Origin of the sequence: Chryseobacterium phosphatilyticum (assembly GCF_002899825.2) — a bacterium.
GTDB classification, from domain to species: Bacteria; Bacteroidota; Bacteroidia; order Flavobacteriales; family Weeksellaceae; genus Chryseobacterium; species Chryseobacterium phosphatilyticum.
In genome coordinates this window covers 1-17227 of record NZ_PPED02000001.1, presented here as the reverse complement: position 1 = coordinate 17227, position 17227 = coordinate 1, and the positions used below count along the sequence as shown (strand labels likewise).

Annotated in this window: 14 protein-coding genes and 2 pseudogenes; 2 read left to right on the top strand and 14 right to left on the bottom strand. The window is 35.7% G+C overall.

Features of this window, described 5'->3' with window-relative positions:
- Position 1: 1 nt before the first annotated feature.
- Positions 2-946 carry a FecR family protein gene (locus C1631_RS00080; protein ID WP_228440909.1) on the bottom strand — a complete coding sequence of 315 codons (945 nt, stop codon included), beginning with the start codon at positions 944-946 and terminating at the stop codon, positions 2-4.
- A 242-nt stretch (positions 947-1188) separates the two neighbouring features.
- On the opposite strand from C1631_RS00080, the gene C1631_RS00070 reads away from it, so the two are divergent.
- A complete protein-coding gene (locus C1631_RS00070) occupies positions 1189-1812 on the top strand; it encodes an RNA polymerase sigma factor (protein WP_103249109.1) in 624 nt (207 codons plus the stop codon).
- A gap of 63 nt (positions 1813-1875) precedes the next feature.
- Here the strand turns inward: C1631_RS00070 and C1631_RS00065 are convergent, their stop codons facing one another.
- The 4 genes and pseudogenes from C1631_RS00065 to C1631_RS25075 all read right to left on the bottom strand — a co-directional run.
- Complete coding sequence (locus tag C1631_RS00065; RefSeq protein WP_123966540.1) at positions 1876-2391, bottom strand: hypothetical protein; 516 nt, start codon at positions 2389-2391, stop codon at positions 1876-1878.
- A 233-nt stretch (positions 2392-2624) separates the two neighbouring features.
- A complete protein-coding gene (locus tag C1631_RS00060; RefSeq protein WP_103249107.1) occupies positions 2625-3074 on the bottom strand; it encodes a hypothetical protein in 450 nt (149 codons plus the stop codon).
- Positions 3074-3799: a hypothetical protein gene (locus tag C1631_RS25080; RefSeq protein WP_228440906.1), complete on the bottom strand. Its 726-nt coding sequence runs from the start codon at positions 3797-3799 to the stop codon at positions 3074-3076. Before C1631_RS25080 ends, C1631_RS00060 begins: the two co-directional genes overlap by 1 nt.
- Positions 3800-3868: 69 nt before the next feature.
- Positions 3869-4003: pseudogene (locus C1631_RS25075) on the bottom strand (hypothetical protein); the annotation flags it as partial.
- Positions 4004-4176: 173 nt separating this feature from the next.
- Between C1631_RS25075 and C1631_RS24295 the strand changes: the two are divergent.
- Positions 4177-4344 carry a hypothetical protein gene (locus C1631_RS24295; protein WP_228440903.1) on the top strand — a complete coding sequence of 56 codons (168 nt, stop codon included), beginning with the start codon at positions 4177-4179 and terminating at the stop codon, positions 4342-4344.
- A 289-nt stretch (positions 4345-4633) separates the two neighbouring features.
- On the opposite strand, the gene C1631_RS00050 is transcribed toward C1631_RS24295, so the two are convergent.
- The 9 genes and pseudogenes from C1631_RS00050 to C1631_RS00005 all read right to left on the bottom strand — a co-directional run.
- On the bottom strand, positions 4634-5536 hold the full coding sequence (locus tag C1631_RS00050) for an RHS repeat-associated core domain-containing protein (protein ID WP_109709599.1): 903 nt from the start codon (positions 5534-5536) through the stop codon (positions 4634-4636).
- 119 nt (positions 5537-5655) lie between these two features.
- Positions 5656-6117, bottom strand: a complete 462-nt coding sequence (locus tag C1631_RS00045) for a hypothetical protein (protein WP_103250126.1) — start codon at positions 6115-6117, stop codon at positions 5656-5658.
- 743 nt (positions 6118-6860) lie between these two features.
- Positions 6861-7202 (bottom strand): annotated as a pseudogene (locus tag C1631_RS24290) (RHS repeat domain-containing protein); the annotation flags it as partial.
- A 381-nt stretch (positions 7203-7583) separates the two neighbouring features.
- On the bottom strand, positions 7584-8444 hold the full coding sequence (locus tag C1631_RS00030; protein ID WP_228441082.1) for an RHS repeat-associated core domain-containing protein: 861 nt from the start codon (positions 8442-8444) through the stop codon (positions 7584-7586).
- 43 nt (positions 8445-8487) lie between these two features.
- Positions 8488-8994: a hypothetical protein gene (locus C1631_RS00025; protein ID WP_103249789.1), complete on the bottom strand. Its 507-nt coding sequence runs from the start codon at positions 8992-8994 to the stop codon at positions 8488-8490.
- Positions 8991-12530, bottom strand: coding sequence for a DUF6443 domain-containing protein (locus C1631_RS00020; protein WP_109709592.1), 3540 nt, complete (start codon positions 12528-12530; stop codon positions 8991-8993). The genes C1631_RS00025 and C1631_RS00020 overlap by 4 nt, the downstream gene beginning before the upstream one ends.
- Positions 12531-12534: 4 nt before the next feature.
- Positions 12535-13761: a hypothetical protein gene (locus tag C1631_RS24285; protein ID WP_228440900.1), complete on the bottom strand. Its 1227-nt coding sequence runs from the start codon at positions 13759-13761 to the stop codon at positions 12535-12537.
- 13 nt (positions 13762-13774) lie between these two features.
- A complete protein-coding gene (locus C1631_RS00010) occupies positions 13775-16849 on the bottom strand; it encodes an RHS repeat domain-containing protein (protein ID WP_109709590.1) in 3075 nt (1024 codons plus the stop codon).
- A gap of 2 nt (positions 16850-16851) precedes the next feature.
- Positions 16852-17227, bottom strand: a 376-nt coding sequence (locus tag C1631_RS00005; protein WP_133248962.1) for a T9SS type A sorting domain-containing protein, incomplete at its 5' end; no start/stop codon positions are given.

Sequence of the window (17227 nt, the reverse complement as noted above, 5' to 3'; positions counted from 1 at the left end):
TTTATTTTTTCAGGGTGTAGATATTATCTTTTTTTTGCACCTCCAATCCCAATATAAAGGCGAGTGATTCAATATTTTCTCCAAAGGTTCCTCCTGTAAAGTCTGCGGTAATCTTTTTATTTTCAATTTCTTCAGGATAGTGGATTTTTGTACTATAATTGCCTTCAAGGATTGTAACCACCTCTTTCAACGGGACATCATTAAAGCTTAAAGACAAAAGCTCAAAAGCTTTTTTTCCTGAAGTTTTGTCTGAAGTCATAGAAATAATGGCCGTCGTATGGGCGATTCCGAAGTTGGTCCACTTTTGATTGGGTTTCAGATAAGAAACAGGTACTCCTGAAGAAGAGACCGCTACTTTACCTTCATAAAGGTCTACCGCTTTTTTCTTCCCGGATTGTGAAATTTTAAATACGGTTCCCAATACTTTGGTACTGAACCCCTCTGCATTCACAATAAAAGGATGTGTTTTTGATTTGGCTACAGAGAATACTGCATCTCCCTTTAAATCGACCACTCTCGTAGAAGCGGGAAATGATTTTTCTACAGTAAGCTCAGATCCCGGCAATAGGGTTACCACAGATCCGTCTTCAAGGTGAACAATACGATTTCCGGCTCCTGCAACGTACACATCCGGCTTAATAAACATTGTGTAAGTGAAAATACCTCCCAAAGACAGTAACAGAATAATAACAGCTGCCATCTTATAGATATATGATTTAAATCTGTTGACAGCAATACTATCCGATGATGAAAAGTAGTGTTCCAATCCGGATAGTATTCTTTCTTTTGATTCTTTCATATGAATGGAATCCAGATCTTTTTCTGTATGGCTCTTCCATTGTTTTAAAAGTTCATTTTCCTTTTCAGAAATTGTATGTTCCGAAACTTCCCGCTCCCAAAGTCTGAAAACAAAGGTTTCAATATTTTTATATGTTAAACGTTTCATAGAGTCTTTCATGGTATTCACAGATACTTCTATCTATAAGACAGTGAAAATGAAAAACTTCCCTAAGGCTTTGTTAATGTTTTATTCATATTATGACCAAATTGTTAATAATTTTCTTCGTTTTTCACATTTACTCAACATAATAACCCTTTTTAAGCGGTATTTTTCAGAAATATTTAATGTTACTATACCCAAAGTTCACAAAAAGTTAATTTTCCTTTAGGTAATTTTGTGGTCAGATTATGAACCCGACAGACTCTATATTATTAAAGAAAATACAATCAGGTGACCGCCCTGCTTTTATGTTGCTGTATGACCGATACTGGAATAGTCTCTATCGATTTGTTTTTGTACGTACGCGGGATAAAGAAATTACGGAAGAAATCCTTCAGGATCTTTGGGTGAAAATCCTGGAAAATACGGATGCAATACATACTGATGATTCAGGAAGTGCAAAAGGGTATTTACTTCGTCATCTTCATTACCGGATCCTTGATTATTACAACAGTTATAAAAAAGCCCCTCCTACTGTGAGTATTGATGAGTTTGATATTCCCAATGAGGCAGAACTATCTGATACAGACTATTTCGAAATTCTTGAAGAAAATGAAATTTCGTCTTTATTGTCTATGATTGATGAAATAGTTGCACAACTCCCTCTCACGGAGCAGCAGGTGTATGATATGAGAATACGAAAGAATATGTCAGTAAACGAAACTGCCGAAACTCTGGGGATAAGTAATAAGACCGTGAGTAATAAACTCAGCAAAACCCTTGGAGAAATCCGTGAAAAGCTGAGCCCTGATTATAAATCGTCAAAGAAATTAGTATCTATTCTGGTCTTAATGGAGATCCTCACCCAATAATAAAACCCACCCTGCAATTAGAATGGCAAGATGGGTATAGGTATTAATTTAACTGTATTCAAGCTAAGGAAACAGAATACCGGAAACACATACCGGATCCACTGCTTTGGAGTGAAAACATTCCCTTACTTCACCTAAATGCTGTTCAAACAAATTCATGATCAAATCTACAGTTACTCCTTCAAACTGCTTTTCTACCCATGGCTGAATACATTTTAATGTATCTTTATCTGATCCCTCATTTGTAAGACAAGGTCTGATACCAGGTACCGTTGTTATAACAGACTGTTGAAAGGTTTTCAGAATCAGACTTTGAACATCAATATTCTTCTCGTTAGACAATACCGCAATATCTATTTTACCTATTTTTCCGTTAGCATTGGTAAACATAAATATTTCATAGGTAACACCTTCTGCAAGCTTAGTCACTGTACTGCGCATAATCGTGGCATTCAGTACAGCGGAGTTTTCATACATTTTAATCTTTACAACCGGAGATGCCCATAATTTTCCAAAAGAAAAAGTGAACAAACACAATACAAAGAAAAAAGACACCCTGGAAATGATTGGTATTTTCATAATATTCTATTTTAAACAAGCTGGATAAATGAATCACGCCCCCCATCATAACATTCTTTATTTCAGCAATTTGAACAGGTTAAAATTAATTACATTTTTTATAATCAGCTAAGATTTCTTTGTTTTTTTTCATCAGGATCTAAAATATCAATCCAGAATACGTAAACCTTGTTATTAAAAAAAATGCCACACGAAAGGATTCGTGCGGCAGCGGGGGCATATAGTTATCAAAATTATTTATCCCAACCTATGTGATTTTCTAAAACTCCAGGATTAGATATTTTATTAAGTCCATTAGGTTTATAAAACATTAACGTAATAACTAAAGGTTTTTTTAAGTAAGTTGTATCGTTTTCTTTTTTATATGTATACTGGACGTATTTCATTTTAACACTAGGAACAAAAGCATCTATAGTATCCTTTATAATAATGTTATTTAAAAAATGTTTTTTAGAGTTAATTTCATTATAATGTTTATTCAAAAAAAATAATTCAGAGGCAGTTACTCCAGGATAATTTTCAGAGTTATAAATTAAATTGTTATATGACTGTAAATCATTACACTTAACTGATTTCCAATATTCTACAACTGTTTCTTTTATCTGTTCTTTATCTTTCTGATCTTGTGATACACAACTTATACAAAACAATAATAAAACTAAATATAGTATTGCTGACTTCATTACGGTAAAACTTTTTTATTTATGTTTAATTGTTGATTAACTGGTTGGATCGGAATGTTGTTAGTTTTCATAATTTGTGATCCATTTTGGATAATCAAAGAATTTGGCATCAATCCTGCTCGTGGATTAGGTAAAGTTCCATCAAAAATGTAATTTATCACATCATTTCTCGTTTGCTGATTCATTTTAATTCCACTCCCATCAACATATTTAATCGCTTTATCCATTTGTGAGCCCTGAAAATCAACTGTTTTAACATCATTTACAGCCTGTACATATACTTTTGTGCTCTTTACTGCATCAGGAACATTAACAGCTAGATCTAATAATCCAACCAGTTCCTGTGCCCCTCCTGCAGCAATATTGAGTTTATCATAATTCTTTATCATTTTATTGGTCATCTCTAAACCTCTTTTTGTTGTGGTAAACTTTTGCCTATCCATACTTTCCGGTGTTTCCTGTAAATTCTCCATAGTTGCTCCATTTGGAGTAGGGCCACTATAAGCGTAAGATTTCAATTTTAAACCGCTGGAGCCATCAGATATTCTTGCTGCACCCGGATTATATCCTTGTGTGCTTAATCCAATATCAGCAGCCGTAAAATTTGCTTGGCCATTACTTATTTGCGATGTCGGAGCACGCACAACTCTCATTGCGTTACCATAAATTGCAAAAAATCCTGTATGATTTTTTAATAATTCCAATCCTTCTAATTCGACCCCCATTCCCAATTTATTTTCCTGGAACGCGTAGGTAGAATTGTAGGTATATTTTTCTCCTAATGGATCTATATTAAAGAACCTACCTACGTCTGGCATATAATTTCTCCACTTAAAACTGTACCATCCAGTCTCCTGTAATTCCTGTCCTTGGTACTTATACTGATACGCAGCATTCCCACTCAGAATATTATACCCTTCATGCTTCAAGCCAAAAGGATAATAATTACTTTCTTCAATGATCTCTACTCCTGATCCGCTACCCGTGTAACTTAAACGTACATTTCCTAAATGATCTGTATAGTTGTAAATATACTTATTTTTTGCACTGTCAATAATAAAAATGCCACGCGAAAAGATTCACGCGGCAGCTGGCAGAAGCCTTGGAAGTATCTCTGGATTATCTCGTAGGCTCTACGGATATTCTACTGGATAAAAATATCGTCTCCAAAATCCTTGACATCCAAAAACTAAAAGAGAACGACAGACAACATGTCTTCGCTCTCCTGGATGCGTTCCTTAAACAAATTAAGCTGCAATCTATTATGTAATATAAAAGCCACTCAAACGAGTGGCTTTGTTGTTTTTATAAAGCTTATGTCTACCAGTCCTGCCTTAATGCTACCCCAAAGGAGAAGCAAAATATTAGAAAGACAAACAATAAACCATTTAAAATAAAGTTTAGCAGCTTATTATTGTATTTATAAATCATGTAAAAGTTAATTGCCAATAGAACTATCACCAAAGGGGTAAATTCTAAAAAATAATCATATTGAAAATATAATAAAAGTACGGTATGAATTACTGAAATAATTAAAATTATTTTTGTGACTGTTTTCATTATTGATTAGGTATTAATTCTCTTTTTACAACATCTCTAACTTTTGTGCTTAAATCATTATCTATGCTTTTATGATCTGATGTAGGGGCAAGAACATTTACTATTTTAGTAGTCTTATTATCGCTTGTAGGTTCTATTTTCTCTCCTCCGTATATATTTTTTGTCTGGTAGTAATTAACCGCTTTCGATACGTTAGATGGTATCTTTGTATCAGAATAACTATCCATTATATCTAAAGTCACCATTAAATCTACTTTTAAATTTTTATTTTCATTTACTGATTCTACCAGATTATCACCTCCTAAACTATGCCCAACAGCAGCAACCACACCATCTGAATGCACATTATTAAAATTTGAGATAGTTGATTTGAGGTCATTTTTTGTATTTTCATTCTGTGATGAATCAAAAACAACAACTCGAGTATTAGAATTAGCTAAACCAACTAATCCTCCAATACCAGTAAGATCAAGGTTTCCTTTTCCTTTAAAATCAGGATTATTGCTACCTCCTACATTCTGAGATTGGGTATATCCTCTCTTCGTATCTCCCGACCATCCCTGTACAACAACAACTAAATTTTTATAGCCATCATTCTTTCTAAAATCTACAGCTTCTAATCCCTCCAGCTCTCTTGCATCAACAACTCGATTTTCCGAAAAATTATAATGAGATTGATAAGCATATTTTTCACTCAAAGGATCTATATTAAAAAACCTTCCCAAGTCTGGCATATAATTTCTCCACTTAAAGCTGTACCACCCCGTCTCTTGCAACTCTTGTCCTTGATACTTATACTGATACGCAGCATTCCCAGTCAGGATATTATACCCCTCATGCTTTAACCCAAAAGGATAATAATTACTTTCCTCAATGATCTCTACTCCGGATCCGCTACCCATGTAACTTAAACGTACATTTCCTAAATGATCCGTATAGTTGTAAATATACTTATTTTTTGCACTGTCAATAATAAAAATGCGACGCGAAAAGATTCGCGCCGCAGCGGGGCTTTGTTATTTTAATTAATTTCTAATCTATTAATTTCTTGAACTTCCATAAGCGTATTATTATATTGCGTTCCAATAACTATATCTAATATGTCCTGTGGTAGCTCTTTTAATTTCAATGGAGTTTTTGGACTTGTAACTAAATGATAGTTAGGATCTGAAAACTGGTTTGGATAAGTTTTATCAAAAGAGAATAATCCTTTTTTTGTCATTGACACATAATATTCCAAATATCTTTCATCAACTCCTGAACCAAATATTTTAATTAATATATCGTCTAATTTTGGATTAATTACTACCTCTGATATTTCAGGCAAATTCCTAAAATATTCAACTAATAGTTCATTATTTTTTTTAGATTTTGCAACTGATTCAGGTAATTTACCACCGCCTGAAGCCATAAATCCAATATATTCACCATCCGTAATAAACCAATCTATGTCTAAACCAGCTTGTTCCATTTCTGTTATCATAATCAATATTATCTATCAAAAGTTTTTTTACAATTTTCACACATTTGAATTACTTTACCATTTCTAGGTCTTATAGCTTCTGTAAAGTTGATTTGTCCTGGAGTTGCAGAAGGATTATCTAATAATAATTGATTTCCACCATTAAATTCTGAACAGCAACCAACTCGATTTCCAGAACTTTCATTTAAAGTATTTAAACCTCCCAATTCATTTACTACTGCCTCTAATTGTGGGGCTATAACTGACGGAGCATTTCCACTTGTTGCTATAACAGTTTGACCATTTAATTCTGCTCCAGAAACAGTTGCTACAAATTGTTTATTTTCCTTTAGTTGTGCTGCTTTCTCCTTAACAGCATTTGTCAACTCATTCATTGTTGATGTTTCAACAGCGGCTACTTTTCCTCCTGCTTTAGTTCCACCTGCTGCTTTATGGCTAATTACAGCAGCGGCTACCAGAACGGTTGCAGAGCCTATAGATTCAGCATCTCCTTTTGCCACGCCTTTTGCTGTTTGAACAATCGCTTTTGCACCGCTTGTTTCATAAAGAGATTTTCCATATTGTTTTACAGCAGCAGAGGCTTCACCTGTTTGATACGCATTATAAATTTTATTAAATTCTCTACTTCCTTGCAGTACTCCTGATATTCCATTGGAAGTACCTAAGCCTTTAATCATTCCTACAGTCGTATTCCAAGCTCCTTTCCCAAAGCTTTTAACTTGTCCCCAAGTTGGCCAAGGCCACATTCCATCAGGGTCAATAAACATTACAGGATTGTCAAAAGCATAATTATAAGGCGAAAACCTTCTTCCTAATTCAGCAGCAGGATCTATCACTCCCCATCTTCCCAAATCCGACATATACATCCTTGCACCATAATCATACATACCAGTCTCTTGCAATTCCTTGCCGTTATATTTGTACTGATACGCAGCATTTCCAGTCAGGATATTATACCCTTCATGCTTTAACCCAAAAGGATAATAATTACTTTCCTCAATGATCTCTACTCCGGACCCGCTACCCATGTAACTTAAACGTACATTTCCAAAGTGATCTGTATAGTTGTAAATATAATAATTTTTGCACTGTCAATAATAAAAATGCCACGCGAAAGGATTCGCGCGGCAGCGGGGAGGGCTTGTTGTTATAGATTTATTTTCTATTATTATTTTTTAGCTTAAAGTAGTATAAAACCAATTTGTATAAAATAAACCATAAAATTAAAAAAACTATTGTCTGAAGTATGAAAATGGATAAAAATGAGTTGTCAACCATTACTAAACCGAACAAAGTAATATTTACGGGAAAGGTTACCACAACTAATGGAATCCATAATGGGCTGTTATAATCAAAGTCTAAAATTGAATATTTAGGAAAGCTTACAACTACTGCAATAGTACCTAATATCACATAAATCAAACTAAATAGCATTGTATTAAATAAAATTTTTCTATTTCTCATACTTAGGGGTGCGTTAATATTGATGGAACTGTTATAGCAGCTTTTACTTTACTTATTATTTGTTTTGGAGCTGAAGCAGCACCCAGCCCATTCCCTATTATGGTAGACTGAAGCATCAATTTATACTTCCCTTCTTTTTGGTACTTATCTGAGAGTTTTCCCATTCGCTCAACAAAACGATTATCAGCAGATATAGTTGCAGGATTTGCAAAAAGGCCATTTGCTCCTTTTGCACCTAATTCGTCATAGTCTTTATCATGTAAATATGCAGGAACTTCAATCTCCGTAGGAGCTACAGAATAATCTGATTCTCCATTGTACTTTTTGGGATTATCAGGTCCAGGATAGTTATATCCAAATAAATTTTGATTTAGTGTCTCGGGATTTAGCTGGTTTAAATTAACCTTACCATTTTTTAACGTAGCATATAAAGTATTTGCAGCAGACGAAGTAAGTTTTGCTTCTTTATAATTTTTATTTATATATTCTCTTAACGTTTTCACATTGTCTCCTTTATCCTTAACTAGATTCCCTTTTTCATCTCTGTGCCAGTTAGGCATAAAATTAAATCCTGAAAAATAATTAGAAGTTTCGTTTATTGACATACTTTCTCTATAAGCTCTAAAAGCCTCCTGTGCAGCTGCTCCAGTATAGGTTACTGCATAATTCCCATCAGGATCAACAACCATAATTGGGGTATTTAACGCATAGTTATATGGGCTTAGTGAGCTAAATTGTTCAGCCATTGCATCGGTAACACCCCATCTTCCTATATCCGGCATATACATCCTTGCACCATAATCATACATTCCCATCTCCTGCAACTCTTTGCCATTGTACTTGTAGTTTGTAGAACTTAATATAATGAGAGACTATCCCTAAAGAAAGCCTCTCATATATGTAATATTATTCTTGGTAGTCCTTTGAAAATTTTACTTTATTTTTCTTTAAAAAAGGAAGTATATCTTTTATTGGATACTTTGATTTTATTGATAAAATTTCATTTTTATTATTAAGCTCCGTATGAAAAGGAACTAAGTCATAAGTCATATTATATTTTGCTTTATTAAGATTCTCGTAGGGGATTTTATCGAAAAGCTCTTCCAACAATTGACTTTTATCCAAATCTTTAAATATTATAACCTTTAGTCCATCTATTTGATATAAATCTTTATAGTCCATGCCAGATAAAGTATAGCTATTATCAAATACAATATCCAACCAATAGGAATTCTTATCAATAGAATTTGCACCTATCAAAATAACATCATTCTCCATATCAAACTTTCTAATACTCTTCTTAAAATCGATGTATGACTGGGTAATTTTTTTTAAATTATTTTGTTTATTTTCTATATTCTGTCCCTTACAGGATATTAATAAGATTATTAATATAAGGTTTAAAAATTTCATTTTTTTGTTTTTGTATAAGTTGCTTTTTCTGTATTATACTTGATGTAGCCACCACCGTTTAAATTATGCAGATATTTACTGAAAACATAATTATTTGTGGCGTTTGCTGATTTTCTATCGTACCAAGGTAAACCAGGGGTAAAAGTAGGATTACTATCTTTTCCATGATTATTATATCCAGAAGGCCAAAACGGATTTTCATCAGGATGTGAATGTGACATTTCTGTTTTTGTAGAATTTCCAACATTATGGCCTGCTGAAAATGTATAATCTTTTTCAAAAATATCACTAATTCCAAAAACTAAATTTTTCATCCCATTTGTAGTAATCATATTAGTAGATCCTCCATCGGAGAAAGAAAACAATTCTTGTCTAAATTCAACATCCGTATTAAGTGATGCAAATTCAAAGAATTGGGTAGCAGCGTCATAATTCTGAATTTGAAAAAATGTAAACTGTTCTCCTCCTGGAGCCTCATCAATTCCAGGTACTTTTAATGGAATTGTATTTATAGTTCCTATTTGAGAATCTCCTGTTGGGTTTGTATCTGTTACATTGGTACGAGCAATTTTTATAGATTTAGATTCATCTTCATTAGTAATAGTATCATAAGGATTACTATCTACTGTTCGTTTTATATCTCCATTATTAAATATCTTAATCTTATCTTCTGCTTGCATTCCATCCGGATCAATAAACCTAACAGGATTGTTGTAAGCATAATTGTAAGTACTCCATCTTCTAGATTTTTCTGCCAGTGGATCCACCACGCCCCATCTTCCCAGATCCGGCATATACATTCTTGCTCCATAATCATACATTCCGGTCTCTTGCAACTCCTTCCCGTTGTACTTGTACTGATACGCAGCATTCCCAGTCAGGATATTATACCCTTCATGCTTTACCCCAAAAGGATAATAATTACTTTCCTCAATGATCTCTACTCCGGACCCGTTGTTCATATAACTCAATCGCACATTTCCTAAATGATCTGTATAGTTGTAAATATACTTATTTTTCACAAAATCAAAGTAGCCTTCTGAGGTTGGGAAGAATTGTAGTGTATTATTTTCATATTGAAAGCCGGTCAGGTAATCTACCACCTTACTTCCTGAAGTCTTTTTCACCTTGGTTCCATCAGCACTGTAAAGATATGAAGTATTCCCTTGTGGAGAAAGAATACTTTGAGGTAAGTTCAGGTAGTTGTAGGCGATGGTGAGGCCTTTATCTTCCTGCATGGTCATATTTCCGTTGTCATCATACCCAAAAGCTTTTCCTCCCAGAGGATATCCTGAAGGGTTTTGAGAAATATCATTGACTTTGGTTAAACGGTTTCCTGCATATTCATATACCAGGTCATCCCTGTTTTCCGGAGCTGTGTATCCCGGGAATTGTCTTCCTTTTCGTTTCAGGGTGCCCATATTTCCATTGAGATCATAGGTCAGACTTTCGGTGTATTCTCCTCTGTCCAGATTCATGGCGTCCCATAGGCGACCTTCTGTTAATCGGTTCAGTCCATCGTACTGATAGGAATAATTTCTTAAGACGGCATCGTTTTGGGTGATCCAGGCAGCCTGGGAAATATTTCCGTTGTATCTGGCTGTTCCGCTGTACTGGGAGTTCGGGTTGTTATATCTCAGCTCATAGGCAAAAAGTTTATTGAGCAGGTTACCCGGCTCATTGATTTTGGTCATCCAGCCTCGTATATTGTATTGGTAATTTACACTTTGCAGTGGGCTGCCGGTGGTATTTCCTACATTTTTAGCCTGCAATTGTCCCAGATCATTGTATATATTCTCTGCCAGAAGTTCCTTGTTCGCTCCGTTGACCTGATGCCAGTGTCTCACCACTCTTTCCTGATGGTCATATTCAAAAGATTCTTTGATGTTGATTTCAGCATCGTTTTGAGTCCTTTTGTGGGAAGTAAGGACATACTCAGGCTTTCCTGAAAATTTCAGCAGACTTTCTGTTTTGGTATATCCGCCTAAATGATTGATAGAATAACCTCCTATGGCTCTTCCTTTCTGATCATAATAGGTATAGTTCTTTGACCAGTTATCATCTTCAATATTTTTCACCAGACTCACCAAGGGAAGTCCATTGGTACTTCTTCCGTCAGAAGAAGGAGTTGCCGTTAACGTTGGCACTCCCTGAATAGAGGAAGGAAAAGCCGGACTAAAACCATATCCCGGATAAGAATCATAGTAGTTCAACGATAATAGCGTGACCCAGGCTGGGGATTTGGGATAGGTTCCTTCGGGATTACCGTAGTACACATCCATTCCCTGTCTGTTGAAAAGAGGAGTAGAAAGCCGTGTAACAAAATTAGATCCCTGAAGATCTGCCAATGACTGCTCCGTTACTCTGCTACTTCCCGTACTGATGCCGGTAATAGCCACTCTTCCAAACTGATCATATTTGGTGTAAAGCCATTGACCTTTTGCTTTTAAATTAGCATCCTGACTCGCTACCAACCTGTCCTGTTTGTCATAGACCATATATTCCCAGCCTTTACCGGGAAGTTTCTTTTCTACCAGTCTTCCTCTTCCGTCATAACGGTATTGATAGCATAATTCATCATGTTTGGTGGTATTGGCAACAATATCTCCTCTTATACTGGCTAATGGAGGAACTACAAAAGCCAGTTGGTCGTATTCATTATAAACGTAGTAAGTGCTGCTGCCATCTTCTTTTTTCACCATAATGATCTGCCCCTGGCCATTTTTAAACTCAATGGTTTTGTTGCCGTCTTCATCGGTGACCGTATTTTTATAAAGCTGTCCGTCGGAATACAGCCAGTTTTCTCCAAGCACAGATTTCGTAGCTCCTTCTACCCACGTCGTGGTGGTGGTGAATTTTCTTACTCCATCCGCTACCGTATTGGCATCATAACCAAAATTAACGGGTTTATTCTGCCAGTCGGCACCCGGATTTTTAACGTTTAACACGCGGTCAAGAGGTGAATTTTCCAGGTTTTTATGGGTAAACGGAAAGGAGTCGTTAATCCCATTGGATTGATAGTAGGCGGTGGCAGTACTTTCCACTCCGGATTGGATATTCCCGTTTTGAGAAGCCATGGGTACCGGAAGCCAGGAGTCTACCTGACGACCAAAACCATCATAAGGAATTACCGTCACCAGATCTTTTCCACCAGGGGTAGATTTGATGCTTACATTTTGTTTAGGTCTTCCCAATCCGTCAAAAAACTGTATTCCCTGTATCTGTGGGAGTGAAGCATTTGATGTCGTGGTAGGAGCCAGATATTGTCGGGTATAGATATAATTTTCAGTGTTCGCGATATTGGTAGATGGATCTACCACCACAGGAACATAAGGATTATTTCCCGAATTCCCGGAAGTTCCCAGATATCCCCTGAACGTTCCGCTGTTGGAATTGAAATTGAATCCCGGGAGCAAACGTATGCTCTGGGGATCGGACACCTCTGTATTAGCCGTAGGAGGAGCATTGAGGACAATCTGCCCGTAGTGCATCACAGTTCCCGCCAATAAGAGAATAGAACATATTTTTTTATTCATGGGATTAGTGGTTGGCTTTAAGGGTAAGAAATTGCTTTTTCAGCTGTTCTACTTCCTGGTGTAAGTTTTTAAGCTCTGTATTTTCTCTTTCCAGCTGCTGAATTCTTTGCTGCTGGTTTTTCAGCTGTTTGTTTTGCTCAATACTGTAGAGAGTCAGTTCTTCTACTTTTTGCAGCAGCTGAATCTGGAAACTTCCGATGTTGACCCCTTCTTTTTCCATGGTTTTGGCCGAAGCAATTTCCGGTAAGTGTTTTTTCTCTTTAATATGTCTTTCCACTTCTTCTAAATTGGGAAGATAATAATCACTTTCGAAGACAAAGTCAGCAGTTGGCGTATGGGTGATTTTAATTTCTTTGGCTTCCAGTTTTCCTATTAATGAAGCATTTCCGGAAGGAGATATTTTAAGAAGTTCATTCATGTTTACCGGAACATTCAAAGCTGTTTGCTGAGCAGGGGATGCCATAAACTTAAATCCTTCATTATCTAGCGTAACCGCAGCTTTTACATAGCTTAAGGTTCCGTTACTGGATAACCATCCTACGTTGGAACCGTTTGCCTTTACTCCAAAGCTCATATACGTAGACGCTGAACTTCTGAGAGATCCCCAGTTATTCAGAGAACCGTCCACATATCGTATGGCAAGAGCATTGATCCCTTCAGTAGAACTACTGGCTCCTGCAATGATATTTCCTGAAACATCAAGTCTCTCGACGGGAGCAGAGGTTCCGATTCCCACTTTTCCATCTTGCAAAATTGAAAACCTTTCCACCAATTGGGTAGCATTAGTGTTATCGTTTACTAAAATCGAGAATTTTGATCCGTATTTATTCCCTGTTTCTTCAGTCGCTGTTATTCTTGCTTTAGGAGAGTTTAAATATCCTGCAAATTCCAAGGTCGGATATTTAGGGTTCGCTGAAGAAGCGCTCGATCCTCCGGTTGAAATAGTGATTTTACCCCCGTTTTGATCACCCACTTCTAAATTGGAATGAGGATCCTGAATTCCAATGCCTACATTTCCGTCTTTTAATACCTGAATTCCTTTTCCAGCTGATGCTTCTAATCTTATTCCTCCATGCCAGTTGATTTTAAGGCCGTCAGAACCCTGGACAGGATAGTGACCTATAACATAGTTGACAGGATCTGAGTTGCTGTACAATTTATCGAACGCTATTTCTTGAGCGTAGGTAAAAGAAACTGCGATGACGGCAATTGTTGAGAATATTCTTTTCATAATTTCTGTTTTTTTATTGTTTGTAGTTGTATTTAAATTCTTTTAATAAATTGCCTGTTTGGCTGTTTTCTCTGATTTCTTTCAGTCTGTTGGCTGAATCATAAAGATAAACCTCCCTTATTCCTGATGGTGGAGTGATGCTTCTGACCCCGATAAGCGGATCATAGCTGTAAGTCGTGATTTTATATCCAGGTAATTGTCCTCTGAATGTATTAAAGGCATTCAATAAGTTGGTTTCATCATTATTAGCACCTACCGCTGCATCCGTATTGGAGGCATTGACGATAGCCGTGATGAAAGATTGCCCAATATCCGCTAATTTTGCATTCTCAATTTTGGCAATAGGCTGGGTTTGATTGTATCCCCAGATGATTACAGTTGATATTCCATCCTTGGTCGTATACTGCTGCAGATTTCCCTTGATATCGTATTGATCATAGGTGATGTCTGTAGTTGCCCTATTGATATCGGTAGGATTCTGAATATTAAAAGACCTTACTGATAGTGGTAATACCAGATTTCCGGTTTGTGCACTAGGAATAGCTGGTGGATAAAAAGTCTCAACCTTAGAGATCGTTTTAGTAACGTTACCTGTTGTTTTAGATGTCACAGTTTCCAATGGTATACCTACCATATTCTTACTGATCATTAGTTGATGACCTTTTTCCTGAGCGTAATTATAATTAGTTTCTAATATGCTTCCGTCGGTGCCTTCGTTCTTTACTATAGAAATATTATTGGAGTATGAAGGGTATGTATATTTTGTTTTCGTAGTTATTTGATTATTGCCATAATAGGAAGTGACTACTGTTTCATCTTTTTCTATTTTTCCCGCAGTAAAGAAATAAGGTTTATAATACCATCTCCGATTATTATTTGTATTATCTATATGTATCAGATATGAAGGGTTGGTTCCAGTTTGAGCTAAACCAGCACTTATCCTTTTATCTAAATAAATTTTCGCCAAAGGGGTCTTATATAAATAATTGGTTTTCTCATAATCAAAAACAACAGAAGATAAAGCGAAACCACCAGGTACCGGACCCACCAAATCAGCTATATCAGGATAATTGTAGCCACCAATTTTATAATGGTTGTCTATTTCCTGTACAACAACATATTGATTGTTTTTACTTTCATAATATTTTTGGTTCAGAAGTAATCCTCTTAACCAGTTATTATCATTAGCCCAGTGAAAAGGATAATCTGTAAAATTCCATGTATCGGGATGATTACTGAATGTGTAATCTATTTTACCGATATTACTCGAAGAATTCCCAAAATATTCTGTGACATATTCATATCCAAAATCCCTGGATTCAAGAGCTGAATTAAGATCTCCACCCATTACTCCGTCCGGATCAAGAATGGGAATGGGACCTACCGCGGGGAAACTTTTGTATCCTAATATAGCTCTGTATTCTCGAAGTCCGAATAACTTTCCTGAACCAGATGTATAATCATATGTTTTTTGTAGCTTTAATTCATTACCATCATAATATTTTATCGACCTTATTCTTTGCCCGGGTCCATAGTTATATCCTAAACCGTCTACATTAGGAAAACCAGCAATTTTACTGTAATTAAAATAGGGAGCAAGTAATTTGTTGTTCTCATATTCAAACACTCTTTTTTCTCCAGTAGGTAATTCTATTGAGGTAAGAATACCAACTTTTGAATGGGTTTCACTGGTCGTTCTGTTAGTTATTACCCCCTGATGATCGTAAAAATGATCAAATGTACTATTGTTCTGATTGTTATAATATCCCCATAAATCTTTAGAAGTTGAAAAGCGATCCGGTAATGCGTTTTTTTCACCGTAATTATAGTTATATTTAGTCTTTTCAATTAAAACAGGAGAATTATTACTCCATCCTTCTTTTTTAATTTCTGTCAAAAACATCCTTTTCAGTGAACTAGGATCCTTATTTACTAATATTACGTTTGTACTTAAAAAATTTGGTGCTGCATCAAAATAACTATAGGTGAATGTATGAGATTCTACGGGCTTATTATACTTATCGTAAACTATAATTTTCTCCAATGGGAAACCATGGTTTACATCTAGTCGTCCAGTACTTCCTGTCACAAATTGTACCTTTCCCTGTGGAAATTCAATGGACTCTAAAGAATATTTATCTTCATTTACATCAGAAAAAAAAGTATAAATTGTTCCTGCATTATCAGGAGGATTATCACATGGAGCAAGGCATGGCATAATTTGTTGGTCATAATTTTTTTTGTAATATTTTACCTCATCTTTGGTATAATTATATGTAATAGTATCATTATAAGGAGTTATTATTTTTTGAAGATACCAACTATCAGGATCTATGCTTTCTATATTATCAAGAGTTGCAATCTGAGCAAATGGATGCTTTTGTCTAAAATTTCGTGTTCTAATAACACTTTCATAATTAATATTTTTTTCAGCATTCCTTCCGTAATAATATCTGTTTCCTTTTGTATCTGTGATAAGCCAGCTGTGAAGAACAGAGCCCTGGCTCCAGTCCGGTTCTATTTTTATATCAGTATAGGGTTGTTGAACAGCTTTTTTATCATATCTGTCTAAAATAAATTTTCCAGAATTTTCAGCTGTTGAAAAGTAAAACTGATCGGGTACAAGATCATATATTTTTCCTAATTCCGCACTGTTCATCCGTTGCATGACTTTCTTCCTTTCCTCATTATCGGTAAAAAAGCCATTGTATACATTGTTATTCAAATAACCATAACCTCCTTCTTCATCTGCCACCTCGCGGATTTGCCGGCTTATCATACCTCCATAATTAAGGCTCCAGCCCATCCCTACGGATGAAGCAATATCTTCAATTCTGACTCCTCTGGAAAAATAACTTAGATTAATAGGAATAGTTAGTCCCTTTGTTTTAATCTCATATATAGGATAGCTTATATTAACCAATCCTGTATGAAGAGAAACAGGGCTTTCTATGAAATTAAATACCGAGATAGCATCTACATTAGGCGCCTTTACTTTTAAAGGAGCAAGGGGAGGTCCATCTAGTTGTGCCCAATAATAGTGACTGGCAATACTAAGAGCCAATAATAATATTTTATTCTTTTTCATGTTTATTTCTTAATCAACTTAGCATTAGCCGTTTTATTCATATCCGTTTTTATCATCACTAAATAAGCACCCTGCACCAGCGCCTGTGTATTTATTTTAGTCACTTTATTCTTCGTTTTAAGATTCTGAAGCTGTCTTCCGCTCATGTCATACAACAAAATCTCAGCTTCTTTAAAATCGAAACCGATTTCTACGTAAGCATACTCTGAAACAGGATTCGGATAGATCTTAATATCATATTTTGGGATCAGTTGATCTACCTGTTTATCGCCTAGCTTTATAATCTTCCAGTTTTCTTTTCCTAATTCTGTAGCGCTGGTTCCGGCAAGGATAATAGAGCCGTCTCTGTTCAGTTTAATATCTGAAAGTCTCTCTTCT

Bases quoted from the DNA above. Each gene is read 5' to 3' on its own strand.
- C1631_RS25080 (WP_228440906.1), bottom strand. From the start codon at position 3,799: ATGGGGGTCGAATTAGAAGGATTGGAATTATTAAAAAATCATACAGGA.
- C1631_RS00050 (WP_109709599.1), bottom strand. From the start codon at position 5,536: ATGGGTAGCGGATCCGGAGTAGAGATCATTGAGGAAAGTAATTATTAT.
- C1631_RS00060 (WP_103249107.1), bottom strand. From the start codon at position 3,074: ATGAAGTCAGCAATACTATATTTAGTTTTATTATTGTTTTGTATAAGT.
- C1631_RS00045 (WP_103250126.1), bottom strand. From the start codon at position 6,117: ATGATAACAGAAATGGAACAAGCTGGTTTAGACATAGATTGGTTTATT.
- C1631_RS00070 (WP_103249109.1), top strand. From the start codon at position 1,189: ATGAACCCGACAGACTCTATATTATTAAAGAAAATACAATCAGGTGAC.
- C1631_RS00065 (WP_123966540.1), bottom strand. From the start codon at position 2,391: ATGAAAATACCAATCATTTCCAGGGTGTCTTTTTTCTTTGTATTGTGT.
- C1631_RS00080 (WP_228440909.1), bottom strand. From the start codon at position 946: ATGAAACGTTTAACATATAAAAATATTGAAACCTTTGTTTTCAGACTT.
- C1631_RS24285 (WP_228440900.1), bottom strand. From the start codon at position 13,761: ATGAAAAGAATATTCTCAACAATTGCCGTCATCGCAGTTTCTTTTACC.
- C1631_RS00020 (WP_109709592.1), bottom strand. From the start codon at position 12,530: ATGAATAAAAAAATATGTTCTATTCTCTTATTGGCGGGAACTGTGATG.
- C1631_RS00010 (WP_109709590.1), bottom strand. From the start codon at position 16,849: ATGAAAAAGAATAAAATATTATTATTGGCTCTTAGTATTGCCAGTCAC.
- C1631_RS00025 (WP_103249789.1), bottom strand. From the start codon at position 8,994: ATGAAATTTTTAAACCTTATATTAATAATCTTATTAATATCCTGTAAG.